The 16445-nt window shown below is 59.8% G+C and carries 14 protein-coding genes; 6 read left to right on the plus strand and 8 right to left on the minus strand.

Annotated features, from left to right (window positions below; genetic code table 11):
* Positions 1 to 88 precede the first annotated feature (88 nt).
* The gene (locus tag LDN84_RS21065) at positions 89 to 961 is read left to right on the plus strand and encodes an ABC transporter permease (RefSeq protein WP_223905620.1); all 873 of its coding nucleotides are present in this window, start codon (positions 89 to 91) and stop codon (positions 959 to 961) included.
* 188 nt (positions 962 to 1149) lie between these two features.
* Here LDN84_RS21065 and LDN84_RS21070 read toward each other — a convergent pair whose 3' ends face one another.
* The gene (locus LDN84_RS21070) at positions 1150 to 1740 is read right to left on the minus strand and encodes a hypothetical protein (protein WP_223905622.1); all 591 of its coding nucleotides are present in this window, start codon (positions 1738 to 1740) and stop codon (positions 1150 to 1152) included.
* A gap of 307 nt (positions 1741 to 2047) precedes the next feature.
* Positions 2048 to 2863, minus strand: coding sequence for a TIGR00266 family protein (locus tag LDN84_RS21075; RefSeq protein WP_223905624.1), 816 nt, complete (start codon positions 2861 to 2863; stop codon positions 2048 to 2050).
* An 89-nt stretch (positions 2864 to 2952) separates the two neighbouring features.
* On the opposite strand from LDN84_RS21075, the gene cdd reads away from it, so the two are divergent.
* The 4 genes from cdd to deoA all read left to right on the plus strand — a co-directional run bounded on the left by cdd (position 2953) and on the right by deoA (position 6719).
* Positions 2953 to 3390, plus strand: coding sequence for a cytidine deaminase (gene cdd / locus LDN84_RS21080; RefSeq protein ID WP_223905626.1), 438 nt, complete (start codon positions 2953 to 2955; stop codon positions 3388 to 3390).
* 58 nt (positions 3391 to 3448) lie between these two features.
* Positions 3449 to 4255, plus strand: coding sequence for a purine-nucleoside phosphorylase (locus LDN84_RS21085; RefSeq protein ID WP_223905628.1), 807 nt, complete (start codon positions 3449 to 3451; stop codon positions 4253 to 4255).
* A gap of 256 nt (positions 4256 to 4511) precedes the next feature.
* Positions 4512 to 5318, plus strand: coding sequence for a deoxyribose-phosphate aldolase (gene deoC / locus LDN84_RS21090; RefSeq protein ID WP_223905630.1), 807 nt, complete (start codon positions 4512 to 4514; stop codon positions 5316 to 5318).
* A 72-nt stretch (positions 5319 to 5390) separates the two neighbouring features.
* Positions 5391 to 6719, plus strand: a complete 1329-nt coding sequence (gene deoA, locus LDN84_RS21095; RefSeq protein WP_223905633.1) for a thymidine phosphorylase — start codon at positions 5391 to 5393, stop codon at positions 6717 to 6719.
* A gap of 54 nt (positions 6720 to 6773) precedes the next feature.
* Here the strand turns inward: deoA and LDN84_RS21100 are convergent, their stop codons facing one another.
* Both LDN84_RS21100 and LDN84_RS21105 read right to left on the minus strand, forming a co-directional pair.
* Positions 6774 to 7904 carry an ABC transporter substrate-binding protein gene (locus LDN84_RS21100; protein WP_223905635.1) on the minus strand — a complete coding sequence of 377 codons (1131 nt, stop codon included), beginning with the start codon at positions 7902 to 7904 and terminating at the stop codon, positions 6774 to 6776.
* A 114-nt stretch (positions 7905 to 8018) separates the two neighbouring features.
* Positions 8019 to 9614: a B12-binding domain-containing radical SAM protein gene (locus LDN84_RS21105; protein ID WP_223905637.1), complete on the minus strand. Its 1596-nt coding sequence runs from the start codon at positions 9612 to 9614 to the stop codon at positions 8019 to 8021.
* Between the two features lie 234 nt (positions 9615 to 9848).
* Between LDN84_RS21105 and LDN84_RS21110 the strand changes: the two genes are divergently transcribed.
* A complete protein-coding gene (locus LDN84_RS21110) occupies positions 9849 to 12071 on the plus strand; it encodes an FUSC family protein (protein ID WP_223905639.1) in 2223 nt (740 codons plus the stop codon).
* A 12-nt stretch (positions 12072 to 12083) separates the two neighbouring features.
* Here LDN84_RS21110 and aroD read toward each other — a convergent pair whose 3' ends face one another.
* The 4 genes from aroD to pcaF all read right to left on the minus strand — a co-directional run bounded on the left by aroD (position 12084) and on the right by pcaF (position 16433).
* The gene (gene aroD / locus LDN84_RS21115; protein WP_223905641.1) at positions 12084 to 12875 is read right to left on the minus strand and encodes a type I 3-dehydroquinate dehydratase; all 792 of its coding nucleotides are present in this window, start codon (positions 12873 to 12875) and stop codon (positions 12084 to 12086) included.
* 143 nt (positions 12876 to 13018) lie between these two features.
* Positions 13019 to 13414 carry a universal stress protein gene (locus LDN84_RS21120; RefSeq protein ID WP_223905643.1) on the minus strand — a complete coding sequence of 132 codons (396 nt, stop codon included), beginning with the start codon at positions 13412 to 13414 and terminating at the stop codon, positions 13019 to 13021.
* A 45-nt stretch (positions 13415 to 13459) separates the two neighbouring features.
* Positions 13460 to 15151, minus strand: coding sequence for an electron transfer flavoprotein-ubiquinone oxidoreductase (locus tag LDN84_RS21125; RefSeq protein WP_223905645.1), 1692 nt, complete (start codon positions 15149 to 15151; stop codon positions 13460 to 13462).
* Between the two features lie 79 nt (positions 15152 to 15230).
* The gene (gene pcaF / locus LDN84_RS21130; RefSeq protein WP_223905648.1) at positions 15231 to 16433 is read right to left on the minus strand and encodes a 3-oxoadipyl-CoA thiolase; all 1203 of its coding nucleotides are present in this window, start codon (positions 16431 to 16433) and stop codon (positions 15231 to 15233) included.
* Positions 16434 to 16445 lie beyond the last annotated feature (12 nt).

A 16445-nucleotide genomic window follows, 5' to 3' on the forward strand; every position in this document is an offset into this window, starting at 1 on the left:
CTTTGATTGCTATTCAATTGATAGCTGTTTGCGCTTGCAAATACTGCACCAGAGGCCAATTTGGCTTAAAAATTGGGAGAAACATCCCATGATTGCCTCGTTGCCTCGCCCGCTGTGGTTACGCGCCAGCACCGTGGTGTATGGCGTGGCGTTTTTTGCCTTCCTGTTCCTGCCACTGCTCATCGTGGCGGTGTTTGCCTTCAACGATGCGCCCTACCCAGCCCCACCCTGGCGCGGTTTCACGCTGGACTGGTTTCTGGGCCACGACGGCTCAGGCCGCACCGGCTTGTTTGCCGACAGTGCCATGCTGGGCAGCCTGTGGACCAGCGTCATCGTGGCCTGCTGGGTCACGCTGCTGTCGGTGCTGGTCGGCACGGCCAATGCGTTTCTGATCGAGCGCACCCAGTTTCACGGCAAGCAGGCCCTGAGCTTGTTGATGCTGGCCCCGCTGGTGATTCCGGGGGTGATTCTGGGCATCTCGATCTTGGCCTTTGCCAGCCGCATTGCCAACCTGGCCGATGACCTGTGGGGGCTGGAGCTGGAGTTTTTGCGCCCCGGCTTGCCGCTGGTGGTGCTGGGGCAGTTCTCGTACATCGTCTCGATTGCCACGCTGACCATCACCGCCCGCCTGAAACGCTTCGATGTCACGCTGGAAGAAGCCGCCTACAACCTGGGGGCCTCCCGCGCCGCCGTGCTCTGGACCATCACCCTGCCCTACCTGAAACCGGCGCTGATCGGCTCGGCCGCCATCTCGTTCCTGATGAGTTTTGAGAACTTCAACACCACGCTGATGCTGGTAGGCTCGGACTCACCGCTCACCGTGATGATGTATGGCCGCATGCGCGAAGGCGCCACCCCGGTGCTCAATGCGGTCAGCCTGCTGCTGATGGTGGCCTCCGCCGTGCTGGCGTTGACCATGATGCGGGGGCCAAAAGCCGGCGAGCCTGACCACGCAAACTGACAGAGAATTGGACACTTCGCTCCTGCAAGATGTCAGTGGTTGACGAGGATTCAGAGAGAACTTATTCCGTTTTCAGCTTATTTGCGCCTGAGCACAAAGCTTAAAACACTGCGTACACAGATGCTGTACGCTTTGATATGCAATGGATTGGGGCTTTGCTGAACGCACAGCAAAGCCATTCACACAAGCTATTTGGCAGCCGTCGTGGTCTCTTGTGCTTTCCGATCAACGATCACAGAGCTACCCATTTGCACCGGCAAAGCATCAGGATAGTTGTAGCCAGTACCCTTGTTGTGGTCAATGATGGCCCCAATACCACCTCCAAAGACAATATTGCCCCACATGCTGCCTGCAGCTCTGGAAATGGCCTTGAGCAAACCATCTTTTTCGCCGTCTTTTTTGCATTCAACCGTCAAGTCTTCGGATGAACGGCGGACATTGATAAAACTCGGAGTGATCGCCTCCCACGTTCCTTTGTCGTTTTGAAGCGTGCACTTCACACCTTCGACACTTTTAGCATCGTCACCTTTGGCGGTGAGTGACAGTTGTTGCATGTCACTGCCAGTTATCGAAGCACAACCTGTGGTCAGAGCGATGAGTATTCCAAGAATTGTCAATTTAAAGTTATGCACAAATTTCCTTTTTGAGTTTTTGATGACCGCTTTTGGCGATAGTGAGATCGCCAGGAAGCTCAAAAATGTGCGCCATGGCGATGATTTGACGATATCGGAACAGAAATTAGCCCATGGTTTTAATTGAGCACGTCTGATCACAAACATCTGTGAATCTGGTTTGATTGTCGTAGGCTAATAAAGCATCAAGGTATCCCCCATTTGGGGGATTTTTTGAGTTGAAACGATATTTTTGACGCTGCCTGCGGCTTTGTGCCTAGGAGACTATCGGACTCAATACCCCAGGCTTCCGTTCTTAAGCAGCACAACCACATAGCTCATTCCATTTTTAAATCATTGGTGTCCAAGCACGAAACCACAGGCCGTGCCAAACCAAGCCTGGTCGGATACGGCTCACCGATGTGGGTCTGAAAGTGGATACCACGACTGGGTGCAGAACCAAACCGGAGAGCACTCAGTCATCATTCCCTCCCACCAGACCACCCAACAAGCTGCCGCCCAGCACACCACCACCCAGCAATGAACTCTGCTCGGCAGAACGGCCGCCCGCAGCGGGTGCGGACAAGAGGATGCGATTGGCCAGGCGCGACAGTGGCAGCGACTGCAACCAGACCTTGCCAGGCCCGCTCATGGTGGCAAAAAACAGCCCTTCGCCGCCAAACAGGGCCGACTTGATCTTGCCCACGTACTGAATGTCAAAGTCCACGCTGGGCTGGTAGGCCACCACACAGCCGGTGTCCACCCGCAAGACTTCGCCAGGAGCCAGCGTGCGCTCCATCAGCGTGCCACCGGCGTGCACAAAAGCCAGGCCATCACCTTCGAGCTTTTGCATGATGAAGCCCTCACCACCAAACAAACCCACGCCCAGCTTTTTCTGAAAGGCAATGCCCAGTGACACGCCTTTGGCGGCACACAAAAATGAATCTTTCTGGCACAGCAGTGTGCCGCCCAGGGTGCTCAAATCCATCGGGATGATCTTGCCTGGGTAAGGTGCGGCAAAAGCCACCCGCTGCTTGCTTGATCCGGCGTTCTGGAAAACGGTGGTGAACATGTTTTCACCGGTCATCAGGCGCTTGCCTGCGCCCATGAGCTTGCCAAAGAAGCCGCCCTGCTGTGAGCCGTCGCCAAACACCGTGTCCATTTGAATACCCGCCTGCATGTACATCATGGCACCCGCCTCACCCACGGCGGCTTCGCCAGGGTCAAGCTCGACCTCCACATACTGCATCTCGGTGCCAAAAATCTCGTAATCCACCACATCCATTGCCATTGTTTACTCCTGATAAATCACGCAAGCCGTGCGCATGCAGAGGCAACGATAGCAAATATCAGGATCAGCTTCGCGGTAAAGTGCAAGCCATGAGCACCTTCACCCTCACCGAGCCCCAGCAACAAGCCTTGTTACACGCGGCCCGCAGCGCCCAGCGCCAGGCCTACGCACCTTATTCCCACTACCCCGTTGGTGCCGCCGTGCTGGACGACCAGGGTCGCATCCACGCCGGTTGCAACGTCGAAAACGCCGCCTACCCTGAAGGCCTGTGTGCCGAAGCCTCGGCCTTGGCGGCCATGGTGCTGGCCGGCAGCACCCGTGCACTGGCGGTGCTGGTGGTTGGCCAGGGCGGCCAAAACAACAGCGCCTGGACCACACCCTGCGGCGGTTGCCGCCAGAAATTGCGCGAATTTGGCGCACCCGATATGCCGATCCTGAGCGCCAACGACACCACCCTGGGGCCGCGCTACACCTTGAGCGCCCTGTTGCCCGAGAGCTTTGGGCCGGAGCATCTGGGCAACACATGAACACTCGGCCACACCAGCCTCTGGGGGGCTTGCGCCGGAACAACCACAGGGATCACCCATGAACAACATCCTTGATGCAATTCAAACCATCACCCAACGTGCCGCCCATCTGCAACCCCGCATCGCCGTGGTGCTGGGCTCCGGCTGGGGCGGTTTGACGGATCACATCACCGGGGCGATCCAGATTCCCTACAGCGACTTGCCCGGGTTTCCGCAGCCTACGGTGGCCGGTCACAGCGCCATGCTCTGGCTGGGCCACATCGGCAAGCAAGCGGTGGCAGTGATGAGCGGGCGCAAGCATGGTTATGAAACCGGTGCGGTCGACGGCATGGCCGAGCCTTTGCGGGTGTTAAAAGGCCTGGGTTGCCACACGCTGGTGCAAACCAACGCGGCGGGCAGCCTGCGCACCGACATGCCGCCGCAGAGTCTGATGCTGATCAGCGACCACCTGAACCTGCCGCAACGCTCACCCCTGGTGGGCCTTACCGGGTCGGAGCGTTTTGTCAATATGGTGGATGCCTATGATTCAGAGCTAAAACACCTTGCAGTGCAGGTAGCACAAGCGCAAGGCGCTATGCTTTTTGAAGGCGTGTATGCCTGGTTTCTGGGACCGCAGTTTGAGACTCCGGCTGAAATCCGCATGGCCCGGCTGCTGGGTGCGGACGCGGTGGGCATGAGCACCGTACCTGAAACCATTCTGGCGCGTTACCTGGGGCTGCGCGTGCTGGCCTTGTCGTTCATCACCAACCTGGGGGCGGGCATGTCGGCTGAGCAACTGAGCCATGCCCACACCTTGAGTCAGGCTCAGGAAGGCAGTGCCAAGGCGAGCCGGTTGTTGGCTGACATCATTGGTCAGCTGCCATGAGCACGCTAAACAAAACGGCAAGTCAATCCAAGGTTTGTTGGTACGCCGTGCGCGGCAACCGGTATGGGCAGCCCCCTCATACTGGAGTACCAGAAATCGGGGGCTGCCCATACCAATTGCCACGCAAGATAGTGGACGGGCGAGCATTTTCAAGAGGTGGGACTTACCTTTTTAACCCACAAACGCCAGCCGCTGTGCGGGTCATTCCAAGAATGCAACCATTTGCAAATGCCCTTACTTTTGCTTCAATACCGCCATGAACACCTCTTCCAACACCACACCTACCTGGTCACATGACCTGATCAGCAGCGCCCGCATCGCCCTGGCCTGCCTGGATCTCACCAGCCTGAACGACGCTGACACCGAAGCCGACATTGCCCAACTCTGCCAACGCGCCCAAAGCCCGTTTGGCCCCACCGCCGCCGTCTGTGTCTGGCCCCGGCTGGCCGCCTTTGCCCGTGCGCAGTTGCCGCCGCACATTGCCGTGGCTGCCGTGGCCAACTTTCCGTATGGCAACGCGGATGTGGACGCAGCAATGCGCGACACCGTGCAGATTGTGCAAGCCGGGGCCCAAGAGGTGGACGTGGTGCTGCCCTACAAGGCCCTGATGGCTGGTGATGAAGCGGCGGTCACCACACTGCTTGTGGCCGTGCGCCAAGCCTGCCCCGGCCTGGTGCTGAAGGTGATTCTGGAAACCGGAGAACTCCAAACCCCCGAGCTGATTCAACGCGCCAGCCAACTGGCATTGGATGCGGGTGCCGACTTTCTGAAAACCAGCACCGGCAAAACCGCCACCCACGCCACGCCCGAGGCGGCGCACATCATGCTGGCCGCCATCACGGCCCACCCCAGCGCCCAAAAATATGCAGGGTTTAAGGCCTCAGGCGGCATCAAGACAGCGCAGGAAGCTATCATTTATGAAGCACTCACACAACATTACCTGGGCGCGGCAGCCTTGACTGCCAAACGCTTTCGCCTTGGTGCCAGCAGCCTGCTTGCCAACCTTGAGGCGGTGCTGGGTGAGCTTGACGACGAAAGCCCCACCCAGCCTGGCGGCTACTGACCCACCCCTTGCAACCCGGCAGCCCAGCCATGTCGCAGGCTGGCAGCGCCCCCACACCAACCCAAACACACCATGCTCGCTCAAGAAATTATCCGCATCAAACGCGACGGCCACACGCTCTCGCCCATACACATTGACCACTTTGTGCGGGGGCTGGTCGACGGCTCGTGGAGCGAAGGCCAGGCCGCCGCGCTGGCCATGGCGATGTTCCTCAAAGGCATGAGCCGAGATGAGACCGTGGCCCTGACGCAGGCCATGACCCACTCCGGCCTGGTCATGGACTGGTCTGGTTCCCGGCTGGACGGCCCGATTCTGGACAAACATTCCACCGGCGGGGTCGGTGACAAGCTCAGCCTGATGCTGGCCCCCATCGTGGCGGCCTGCGGCGGCATCGTGCCGATGATCTCGGGTCGCGGCCTGGGCCACACCGGCGGCACGCTCGACAAGCTGGGCAGCATTCCCGGCTACCAATGCACGCCCGACGTGGCGACCCTGCACCAGGCCCTGCAAAGCGCGGGCTGCGCCATCATCGGCCAGACCGCCGAGCTGGCCCCGGCAGACCGCCGCCTGTACGCCATCCGCGACGTGACCGCCACGGTGGAATCCGTGCCGCTGATCACCGCCAGCATCCTGTCGAAAAAACTCGCTGCCGGGCTGCAAGGCCTGGTGATGGACGTGAAGGTTGGCAACGGCGCGTTTGCCGACTCGATGGACATGGCCAGCACCCTGGCCGAATCGCTGGTGCAGGTGGCCAACGGGGCCGGCCTGCCCACCCGCGCCTGGCTGACCGACATGAACCAGGTGCTGGGCCATGCCTGCGGCAACGCGCTGGAGGTCATGGAAGCGGTGGACTTTTTGAAAGGTGATGCCACCGACCTGCGCCAAAGCATCGCCACCCTGCGCCTGAGCGCCGAATTGCTGCTGATGGGTGGCCTGGCCGCCAACGAGGCCGAGGCACTTCAAAAAGCAGAGCAATCTGTGACCAGCGGACGAGCGCTGGAGCAGTTTTCCCGCATGGTGAGTGCACTCGGCGGCCCGGCTGACTTTGCCGAGCGCCCCAGCCACTACCTGCCGCACGCCCCGGTGCAATTGCCGGTGACCGCGCCACGCAACGGCTGGGTCAGCGGCATGGCGACCCGCGACATTGGCCTGGCGGTGGTGGAACTCGGCGGCGGGCGGCGCAAAGCCAGCGACCCCATTGATGCCAGCGTCGGCTTCACCCAGTTTGCCCACATCGGCCAGCAAGTGCACACCGGTGACGTGCTGGCGCTGGTGCATGCAGCCGATGAAGCCAGCGCCGAACGCGCGCGGCAGACGCTGCTGGCGTGCATCCAGCTTGGGGAGCAGCCCAGCGCGATGACACCGGTGATGGTGCGACGCATTCTCTCAAATGATGCGTAAAACAGGGCTGTAGCGCCTGTCCATACTGCGCCAATAGCTACAAAATAAAGAGCATCAATGCATGAACTTGCCACCGCGCCCAATGATGGACAAGTCGGTGAAGTTGGAGCCCTGATGGTCTTTGGCGCTGTAATTCACCACAAATCCGCCAAAGCTCACATCGTGCATACTTTCCAGACTTGAGATCAGGTTATCGCGCGTCAGGGTTTTACCCGCGCGGCGCAGGCCTTCCGTCAGTACACGGGCGGTCATGTAACCCTCCATGCTGGAGAAATCAAACTCCTTTTGCCCCGCTGCCAGCATGTGCTGCTGGTACTCCCGAACAATCGGCAATTTGGTCACAAACGGGAAGGGCATCACTTGCGAGATCACCACACCCTGACCCGTATCACCCAGCTCTTGCGCCAGCGCGCTGGAGCCGACAAAACTGACATTAAAAAACTGCCCGCCATAAGCTTTGCTGCGTGCCTGTTTGATAAACGCGGCGCAGGATTTGTACGCGCTGATCTGCACGATGGCTTCGGGCTCCACTTTCAGAATGCTGGCGAGTGCCTGGGTCACGTCCGTGCTGTTGCGCTCCACGGTGCCAAGGGCCACCGGTTTGAGCTGGCGTTTGGTCAGGGCGCGCTCCACACCTTCCAGGCCCGCTTTGCCATAGGAGTCGTTTTGGTAGAACACGGCGATCTTTTTGACCCCGAGTGTGGTCAGGTGCTGCACGATGCGCTCGGTTTCATCAAAGTAACTGGCCCGCACATGAAAAACTTCCTTGTGAAAGGGCTCACGCAGCGCCTGTGCGCCGGTGAACAGGCCCACCAATGGCACCTGTTGCTCAGTCACGATGGGCATTGCGGCCAGCCCCGTCGGGGTCCCCACCGCACCAGCCAGTGCAAACACCTTGTCTTCCTGGATCAAGGCTTTGACCGCCGCCACCGCTTTCTCGGGCTCATAACCATCGTCGCGCGTGATCAGCTTGATGGACCGGCCGTTGATGCCACCTTGCGCATTCACCGCGGTGAAATACGCTTGCATACCGACCTGTACCCGTTGGCCCAGCTGCGCGGCGGGGCCGCTCATGGCGGCAAATTGACCAATCAGAATTTCCTTGTCAGTGACCCCGTTTTGTGCTGCGGCCAGAGTCCCTGACAGCGAAAGAAAAATCGCAAGAAGTTTTCGAATAATGTGCATAAGTTCGTTTCCTCAAACAATGTGGCTGGCATTGCCATGTGTTCACTGACCTTGCCCAGAGCCCCGTCCGGGCGAATAGGCCTGCTGGGATTATGGGCTTAAATACTTTCATACCTATGACATTTCACGGTGCCGATCTTGCCTGGACGCCAATACGCGCACGGATCGGGGGCTGGCGGGAAGCTGCCGTGGCAGCAAGCCCTGCAAGGCTTGGGGGTTGGCCCGCGCACCGCTGGCGATGTAGTCGTCCAGCAGGGCCTGGCGCACGGTGTCTGGCGACACATGGGCGCTGAGGTAGACAAACAAGGCATCCACCAACACCTCTGGGGTCAGCTTGTGGGTGGCACCCAGGTGCGGCCACAACCAGTCCGATAAGGCCATGAAACGCCCAAAAGGAGAGGCTTGTGGCATGTGCTGCAACAGCAGCGCCAGTGTGTGGGCATAGCGCCCGGAGTTGGCCAGCAAGTCCCAGTAGCGCGCAAAACGGGCAAACCGCTGGAGCGTGGCCGCATCCACCACACCGGTGTGCTGCACGGTGTAGGGCGGCTCGGTGTCATACACCATGCCATGTGCGGAGGTATGCCGGGTAATGGGTGTGCCACGCAGGCGCTTCAAAATGCCCAACTGAATCTCGTGTGGGCCAATGGCCAGCAGGCGGTCAAAGCCTTCGGCAAAACTCGGCAGGGTTTCACCCGGCAAGCCAAAGATCAGGTCGGCATGCAGGTGCGCATGGGTGTGGGCCAGCAGCCAGCGCAGGTTGGCCTCGGTGGCGGCGTTGTCCTGGCGGCGTGAAATGGTGTGCTGCACGGCCGGATTGAAGCTTTGTACACCCACCTCCAGTTGCAACACACCAGGCGGAAACTGCGCCAGCATGGCACGCAGGCGCTCGGGCAGGTGGTCGGGGATAACTTCAAAATGCAGGAAAAGCTGCTCGCTAGGGGGGGCATCCGCAGCGGGTAAGCGATCCAGGAAAAACTGCAGGATACGCACCGAGTGCGCCACCTTCAGGTTAAAGGTGCGGTCCACAAACTTGAAGTTGCGCGCGCCGCGCTGGTACAAACCGTCAAGCGCCACCAACACCCGATCCAGCTCAAAGGCCCAGGCCGTTTTGTCCAGCGAACTCAGGCAGAACTCGCATTTGAACGGACAGCCGCGCGAGGCTTCCACATACAGCAGGCGGTGCGCCAGATCGGCATCGCTGTATTCGGCATAAGGCAGAGTGACATCTGCCAGCGGTGGCTGTTCACCGGGAATCACTTTCATCAGCGGTTGTGGCCCATCCATCAACACACGGCACAGTTTGGCAAAACTCACATCACCCCAGCCGGTGATGACATGGTCAGCCAGCGCGGTGATGGGTTGCTGATCCACCTCGTGGCTGACCTCTGGCCCACCCAGCACCAGCTTCACATCGGGGCGCACCGTTTTGAGTTGGCGGATCACCTCCAGGGTCTGTGTCACGTTCCAGATGTACACGCCCAAGCCGATGATTTGCACCCTGCCCTGCGGCGGGCCCAAAGCCGCCAGCAAATCCGCCACCACCTCCTGCGGCGCACGGCTGATGGTGTATTCACGCAGCAGCGTTTGCGCCCGCAAGCCGGCACCACCATGCCGATCCAGATTGGCCAGCAAGTAACGCAGGCCCAGTGAGGCGTGGATGTAGCGGGCATTCAGTGTGGCCAGGATGATGCGGGGGGCGGTGTGGGTCATAACCACCTATTCTGCGTGGATTTCACCAGGCCCACGCCTCGCCCGTCCGCAATGTCGATTCGACCTCCCCGGTTCATGCAGCAGCCTGGGCCAGTTCGCGGTTGACGCGTGATTGGAGTACCCGGTGTGGGTCCTCGACCTGGGGCGATGGCGGTGGTTTCTGGCATCCATAAGGAACAACTCGACATGGTGATAACAATGCCCTGAAAATCAGAGTCAATCCTTGCCCAACCCATGCTGCCAACGCCCCGTTTCCAGAACTACAAACGCGATACCTTGCGTATGGCACTCAGCCACTATGTGACCAATGGCCTGTCCGCGGCATTGGGGCTGTTGCTGATCTCGGGCAGCATCCATCTGTGGCTGGGGGCTTTCGCCGCGGCAGCGGCTTCGGTGGGGGTGGTGGTGTGTATTCCGCCTGACCAACCTGCCCCCAAGCGGGGCAAGTTCTGGCAGCTGTTGCCAGCTTTCCTGATTGGTTTGCCGCTTTTCTGGGCCGTGCAGGTGCTGCACGCCTCCCCGATCCTGCTGGGTCTGCTGCTGGTACCGGCCAGTTTTCTGGCCTTTCTGGCAGGTGCCTGGGGCAAGCGGGGGCTGCCGATCACGGTGTCGGTCATGTTTGCCATGGTGTTTTCGCTGGCGGTACCAGACCATACCAACAATGCCACCAACCTGACCACCTGCCTTTATTTCACGCTGGGTTCAGGGTCGTACCTGATCTGGGCAACCCTGGCCAACGCCGCACTCAACACACGATACCGCGTGCAGATGCTGGCCGATACCCTGCTGGCGCTGGCACATCTCATGCACACCCAGGCACAGCAATTGATGCCCGCGGCAGAAAGAGACACGCCATTACGCGCACCCCTGATCGGCACCTTGCTCAAGCAACAGGCAGCCCTGGCGGACCAGTTACAAGCCGCGCGCGACATTTTGCTGGAGTCGCCACGTTCAACGCTGCGCCAACGGCTGGCCAACATGCTTGTTCTGGTGCTGGAAATACGTGACCATTTGCTGGTCTGCGAACTGGATCTGGACACGGTGCAATCCCATCCCGGCCATGAACCGATGCTGAGCGAGCTGCGCGACATTCTGGACGGATTGGCGGATGAGGTGAATGCCCTGGCAGATGCCCTGATGCTGGGGCGCATACCCTTGTTATTTGAAAGCCGGCGCACCCAGCTGGAGCACCTGCAGTGGGACCACCATGCCACGGCCACCGCAGATCAGGCAAGCCCCTCGCCGGCCATATTGGCCATGGGTATATCAAATCGAATTGGCCATATGAATGACGATGCCCTGCGTTTGGTCGCACTGGCTCGTGGCGAGGTGGAGCCCGATGTGAGCCTGGTGCGGACCAACTGGCAACTGTTTGTCAGCCCAACGGCATGGTCATGGCAGCCGTTTGATGCCCTGTGGCGCTGGAACGCGCCTCCGTTGCGCCACGCCATTCGGGCGGCTCTGGCCATTGGCACCGCGTATGCCGTGTCGTTGGCCTTGCCCTGGGGAACACATGACTACTGGATTTTGCTGACCATTGTGGTGGTGTTGCGCGGTAGTCTGGCGCAAACCCTGGAACGGCGCAACAGCCGGGCCACCGGCACCCTGATGGGTTGTATGGCGGCAGGCCTGCTGCTGTATGCGCATACCCCGCCAATTGCCTTGCTGGTGGTGGTGACGTTGGCGCAGGCCGTGGCACATGCCTTTGCGATCAGGAACTACCTGGTGACAGCGGTGGCGGCCACCGTGCTGGGCCTGCTGCAAGTGCAGATGCTCAATGCCGGCCCAAGCCCGGTCTTTGACGTGGTGGAGCGTATGCTGGATACCCTGCTTGGCGTGGCTATTGCCTGGGCTTTCAGCTACGTGTTGCCGTCATGGGAACGCAGCCAGATGGCAGCGTTGGTGAAGCGCACGCTGGCAGCCCAAGCACGCCACACGCGGGTGGCGCTGGGCTTGTGGCAGTTGCAGGCGGTGGACAACGAGCCGGAACTTCAATGGCGACTGGCGCGGCGCGAAGCTTACGACAGCCTCTCGGCGCTGGTGCAGGCCGCCCAGCGCTCTTTGTCTGAGCCACGTGCCATGCGTCCGCCGCTGGAACCCCTGGGACGGTTATTGGCCTACAGTTATCAGCTGCTCGCTCAACTGACCACCGTCAAGACCATGTTGCTGCTGCAGCGTGGCCGCCTGACGCACCAAGAGATTGACCTGCCCTTGAAGCAGACCACACAAAGCATCGAAGTGTCCTTGATGAGCCACGATCTGGCCTCCGCACTGGCCACGCAGCTGGCCACACCGCCAGCGTGGTCGGGTTTGAGCGACCCCTTTGATGGAGACCTCAACCCCTGGCTCTTGCGCCGATTGCAGTTGGCGCAAGACATGGCAAGACAGGTACGGTGTAACGCGGATCAGGTATTGCGTGTGGCCGAAGTCCATCCGGGTCCTGCGCCAACAACCTGAACGGCATCGGCATCAGGAAACCGACTTGCCACCCATCGACTTCTGCAAAATCGCCAGCACGGTGTTCAGGTCTTCAATCGGTACCTGGCCGGGGGCTGAACTGCTGGCACCTACGGCAAAGGTCAGGGCCGAGCCAAAAGTCCAGCCAAACAGGCGTGTCACGGCACCCAAGGGGCCCATGGACATGGAGATCAGCGGGATACGCAGTATTTTGCCGGCTTCAAGGGTGGCGCTGAACAGCGTGAGTACATCGTCCAGATTACGCGGCATGACGGCCACTTTGGCTACATCCGCCCCCAATTGATCCGCCATCAGGAACTTGCTGGCCAAAGTTTCCAACCCAGGGGTGTAAGAAAAATTGTGGAACGACAGCACCAGCTTGATGCCGTTGGCACGGGCGGCATCTCGCACGCGCACGATATTGGCCGCGTCGTTGGCCATTTCGTAGTCGATCAGGTCGATGGCCTTGCTGGCACATACCGCGACATACATGGCAATCACCTGCCCCTCGTTCAAGGCAATTTTTTCGCCACCTTCAAGGGTGGAGCGGCGGGTGAACATAAGCGGGATGCTGCCAGCTTCTTTTTTGATAGCTTTTGCTGCAGCAACGACGGCATCGGAGTCCCCTATTTGCTCAAAAAAATCAACCCGCCACTCCAGCACGTCTGGTTTTTTCGGCAACACCACCGCCAGCTCGGCCATGATGCTGTCCAGCGTGCGCCCGACCAGTGGGGTGCAGATCAGCGGAAACTTGCCGCCAGCAATGGGTTGACCGTTCAGGGTGATGGGTTTGTTGGTTTGCATCTGTCTCTCCTCATAAAAAGCCTGCCAGCGCTGCAAGAGCGCACAGCAGGCACTTTACGTCATACGCGGATGATTTAGAGATGGAATTATTGAGCGTCCAAGGTATTCGTGTTCAGGTGCCACAGACCGTACAGCCCATGGCATCAAGCACCGGCCTTCACCGCCAACACCGGGCAATTCACCGTCATTAGCAAATCATGCGCCACACTGCCCATGATGAGTTTGCCTACGGCAGAGCGTTTTCTCAGGCCGATGACCAGCACCGAAACATTCATCGATTCCACCAGCAATTCAATTTCTTCAACCGCATCTTTTCCGCGAACCAGTTGCTTGAACTCTGCGTTCACGCCGGATTGAGCCAATTTGCCTTGAACCTTCTCGGCATCGGTCACGCTCACCGCTGAGGGGTCAACTTTACCGCCGCCGGGGGAGGCGTTGACCACCACCAGCAGTTCATTACGGCGTTTGGCAATGTCGATACCTTTGTCCAGCGCAGCTTCCCCTTCGGGGCGTGGCACGTAGGCGACGAGTATGGTCATGGAATTTCTCCTTGTGGTTGACTGATCAATGAAGTTGGGTGTGTGTCACATCGCCGAATAATTCGGCCCCCCGCCGCCCTCCGGTGTAACCCAGACAATGTTCTGCGTCGGGTCCTTGATGTCACAAGTCTTGCAGTGCACACAGTTGGCGGCATTGATCTGCAGCCGATCTGTGCCGTTGTCGTTCTTCACAAACTCATACACCCCGGCCGGGCAGTAACGTGCCTCCGGTCCTGCAAACTTGGCCAGATTGATGTTGACAGGTACTGACGCATCTTTCAGCGTCAGATGCGCGGGTTGGTTCTCCTCATGCGCGGCACTGCTGATGAACACGCTGGAGAGGCGGTCAAAGGTCAGCTTGCCATCGGGTTTGGGATAGTCGATGGGTTTGCATTCAGAGGCGGGCTTCAGGTAAGCATGGTCAGGCTTGTCACGGCGAATCGTCCAGGGCATATTGCCTTTGAGGCCAAACTGCTCCAGGCCATTCATCAAGGTGCCCACGCGCAGGCCATGTTTGAACCAGGCCTTAAAGTTGCGTGATTTGTTCAGCTCGGCATGTAACCAGCTGGCCTCAAAGGCTTCTGGGTAAGCGCTCAGTTCATCCTGTGCGCGCCCCGCTGTGACCGCCGCATAAGCCGCTTCTGCACACAACATGCCGGATTTGATGGCCGCATGGCTGCCCTTGATGCGGCTCACATTCAGAAAGCCCGCTTCACAGCCCACCAGCGCCCCACCGGGGAATACGGTTTTGGGCAGGGACATCAAGCCACCGGCGGTGATGGCGCGTGCGCCGTAGGCAATCCGTTTGCCAGTCACTTCACCCTTCTCGTTTTCCAGATACCAGCGGATGTTCGGGTGGGTCTTCCAGCGCTGGAATTCCTCAAACGGGCTCAGGTACGGGTTGGTGTAATTCAAACCGGTGATGAAGCCCAGGGCAATCTTGTTGTCTTCCAGGTGGTACAGGAAAGAGCCGCCATAGGTGGCGTTGTCCATCGGCCAGCCGGCCGTGTGGACTACCAGACCGGGTTGGTGGCGTGAGGGTTCGGCCTCCCACAGCTCCTTGATGCCGATGCCGTAGCTTTGGGGGTCACAACCCTCGTCGAGTTTGAATTTGGCAATCACCTGTTTGCCCAGGTGGCCGCGTGAGCCTTCGGCAAACACGGTGTATTTGCCTAGCAGCTCCATGCCGATCTGGAAGTTGGGGCCGGGTTCACCGGACTTTTCTACCCCCATGTTGCCGGTGGCGACCCCTTTGACGGCACCGGCTTCGGTGTACAGGACTTCAGCGGCGGCAAAGCCGGGGAAGATTTCCACGCCCAGGTTTTCCGCTTGCTGGGCCAGCCAGCGGGTCAGGGCCCCCAGGCTGATGATGTAGTTGCCGTGGTTCTGGCTGCACGCGGGAAGGAACATGTTGGGTGTGCGGTAGCCGGTGGTCTCGCTCAGGAACATCATGGCCTCGTCGGTCACCGGCTGGTTCAGTGGTGCGCCGTCAGCTTTCCAGTTGGGCAAAAGTTCGGTGAGGGATTGCGGGTCAAGCACCGCACCCGAGAGGATGTGGGCCCCAGGCTCGGAGCCTTTTTCCAGCACCACGACCGAGATCTCCTGGCCTTTTTCAGCAGCCAGTTGTTTCAGGCGAATGGCGGTGGACAAGCCAGCCGGGCCACCCCCGACCACGACCACGTCGTAGTCCATGGATTCACGTGGGCCGTATTGGGTCAGAATTTCTTGCGGGGTCATGAATACTCGAAATTTATGTATAAAAAGTGCCTCTAGCGCTTTATGAATATGCGCAAACAGCTACTAAATTAATAGTGAATCAAACACGCTCCAGAATCACGGCAATGCCTTGCCCAACACCAATACACATGGTGCACAGCGCATAACGGCCACCGGTGGCGTGTAAGCGGTTGACCGCCGTGGTGGCCAGCCGCGCGCCCGATGCCCCCAGCGGATGCCCCAGCGCAATCGCGCCACCCCAGGCGTTGACCCGCTCGTCGTCATCAGGTAAACCCAGCAGGCGCAGCACGGCAAGCCCTTGGGCGGCAAAGGCTTCGTTGAGCTCAATCACATCCATCTGCGCCAGGCTCAGGCTGGTCTGGGCCAGCAGCTTTTGGGTGGCCGGTGCCGGGCCAATACCCATGATGCGCGGGGCCACACCCGCCGTGGCCATGCCGACCACGCGGGCCCTGGGGGTCAGCCCGTTTTTGGCGGCGCTGGTTTCATCGGCCAGCAGCAGGGCGCAGGCACCGTCGTTCACACCACTGGCATTACCGGCGGTCACGCTGCCATCCGGGCGCACCACACCTTTGAGTTTGGCCAGGGCTTCCAGCGAGGTTTCACGCGGGTGCTCGTCTTTGTCCACCATCAGCGCCTCGCCTTTTTTCTGTGCAATGCTGACCGCGGTGATCTCCCGTGCCAGGTGGCCGGCTTGTTGCGCCGACACCGCACGCTGCTGGCTGGTCAGCGCCATGCGGTCTTGGGCTTCGCGCTCAATGCCGAATTCAAGTGCCACGTTTTCAGCGGTCTCAGGCATGCTGTCCACGCCATAACGCTCTTTCATCAGCTTGTTGACAAAGCGCCAGCCAATGGTGGAGTCGTACACCGCGTTGTTGCGGCCAAAGGCACTCTCTGCCTTGGGCATGACAAACGGGGCCCGGCTCATGCTCTCCACCCCGCCAGCTATCATTAAAGTAGCTTCTCCGGCTTTGATGGCGCGGGCTGCCGTGCCAACTGCATCCAAACCAGAGCCACACAGGCGGTTCAGGGTGGCCCCCGGCACTTCCACCGGCAAACCCGCCAGCAAACTCACCATACGGGCCACATTGCGGTTGTCTTCACCGGCCTGGTTGGCGCAGCCGTAGAGCACATCGGTGACTGCTGCCCAATCCACCTGGGGGTTGCGGGCCATCAGGGCTTTGAGGGGAATCGCCCCCAGGTCGTCGGTGCGCACACTGCTCAAAGCGCCGCCGTAGCGGCCAATGGGGGTGCGAATGGCATCACAGATAAAAGCGTGGTTCATGGAGCTTGTCTT

This window comes from Rhodoferax lithotrophicus, assembly GCF_019973615.1.
GTDB classification, from domain to species: domain Bacteria; phylum Pseudomonadota; class Gammaproteobacteria; order Burkholderiales; family Burkholderiaceae_C; genus Rhodoferax; species Rhodoferax lithotrophicus.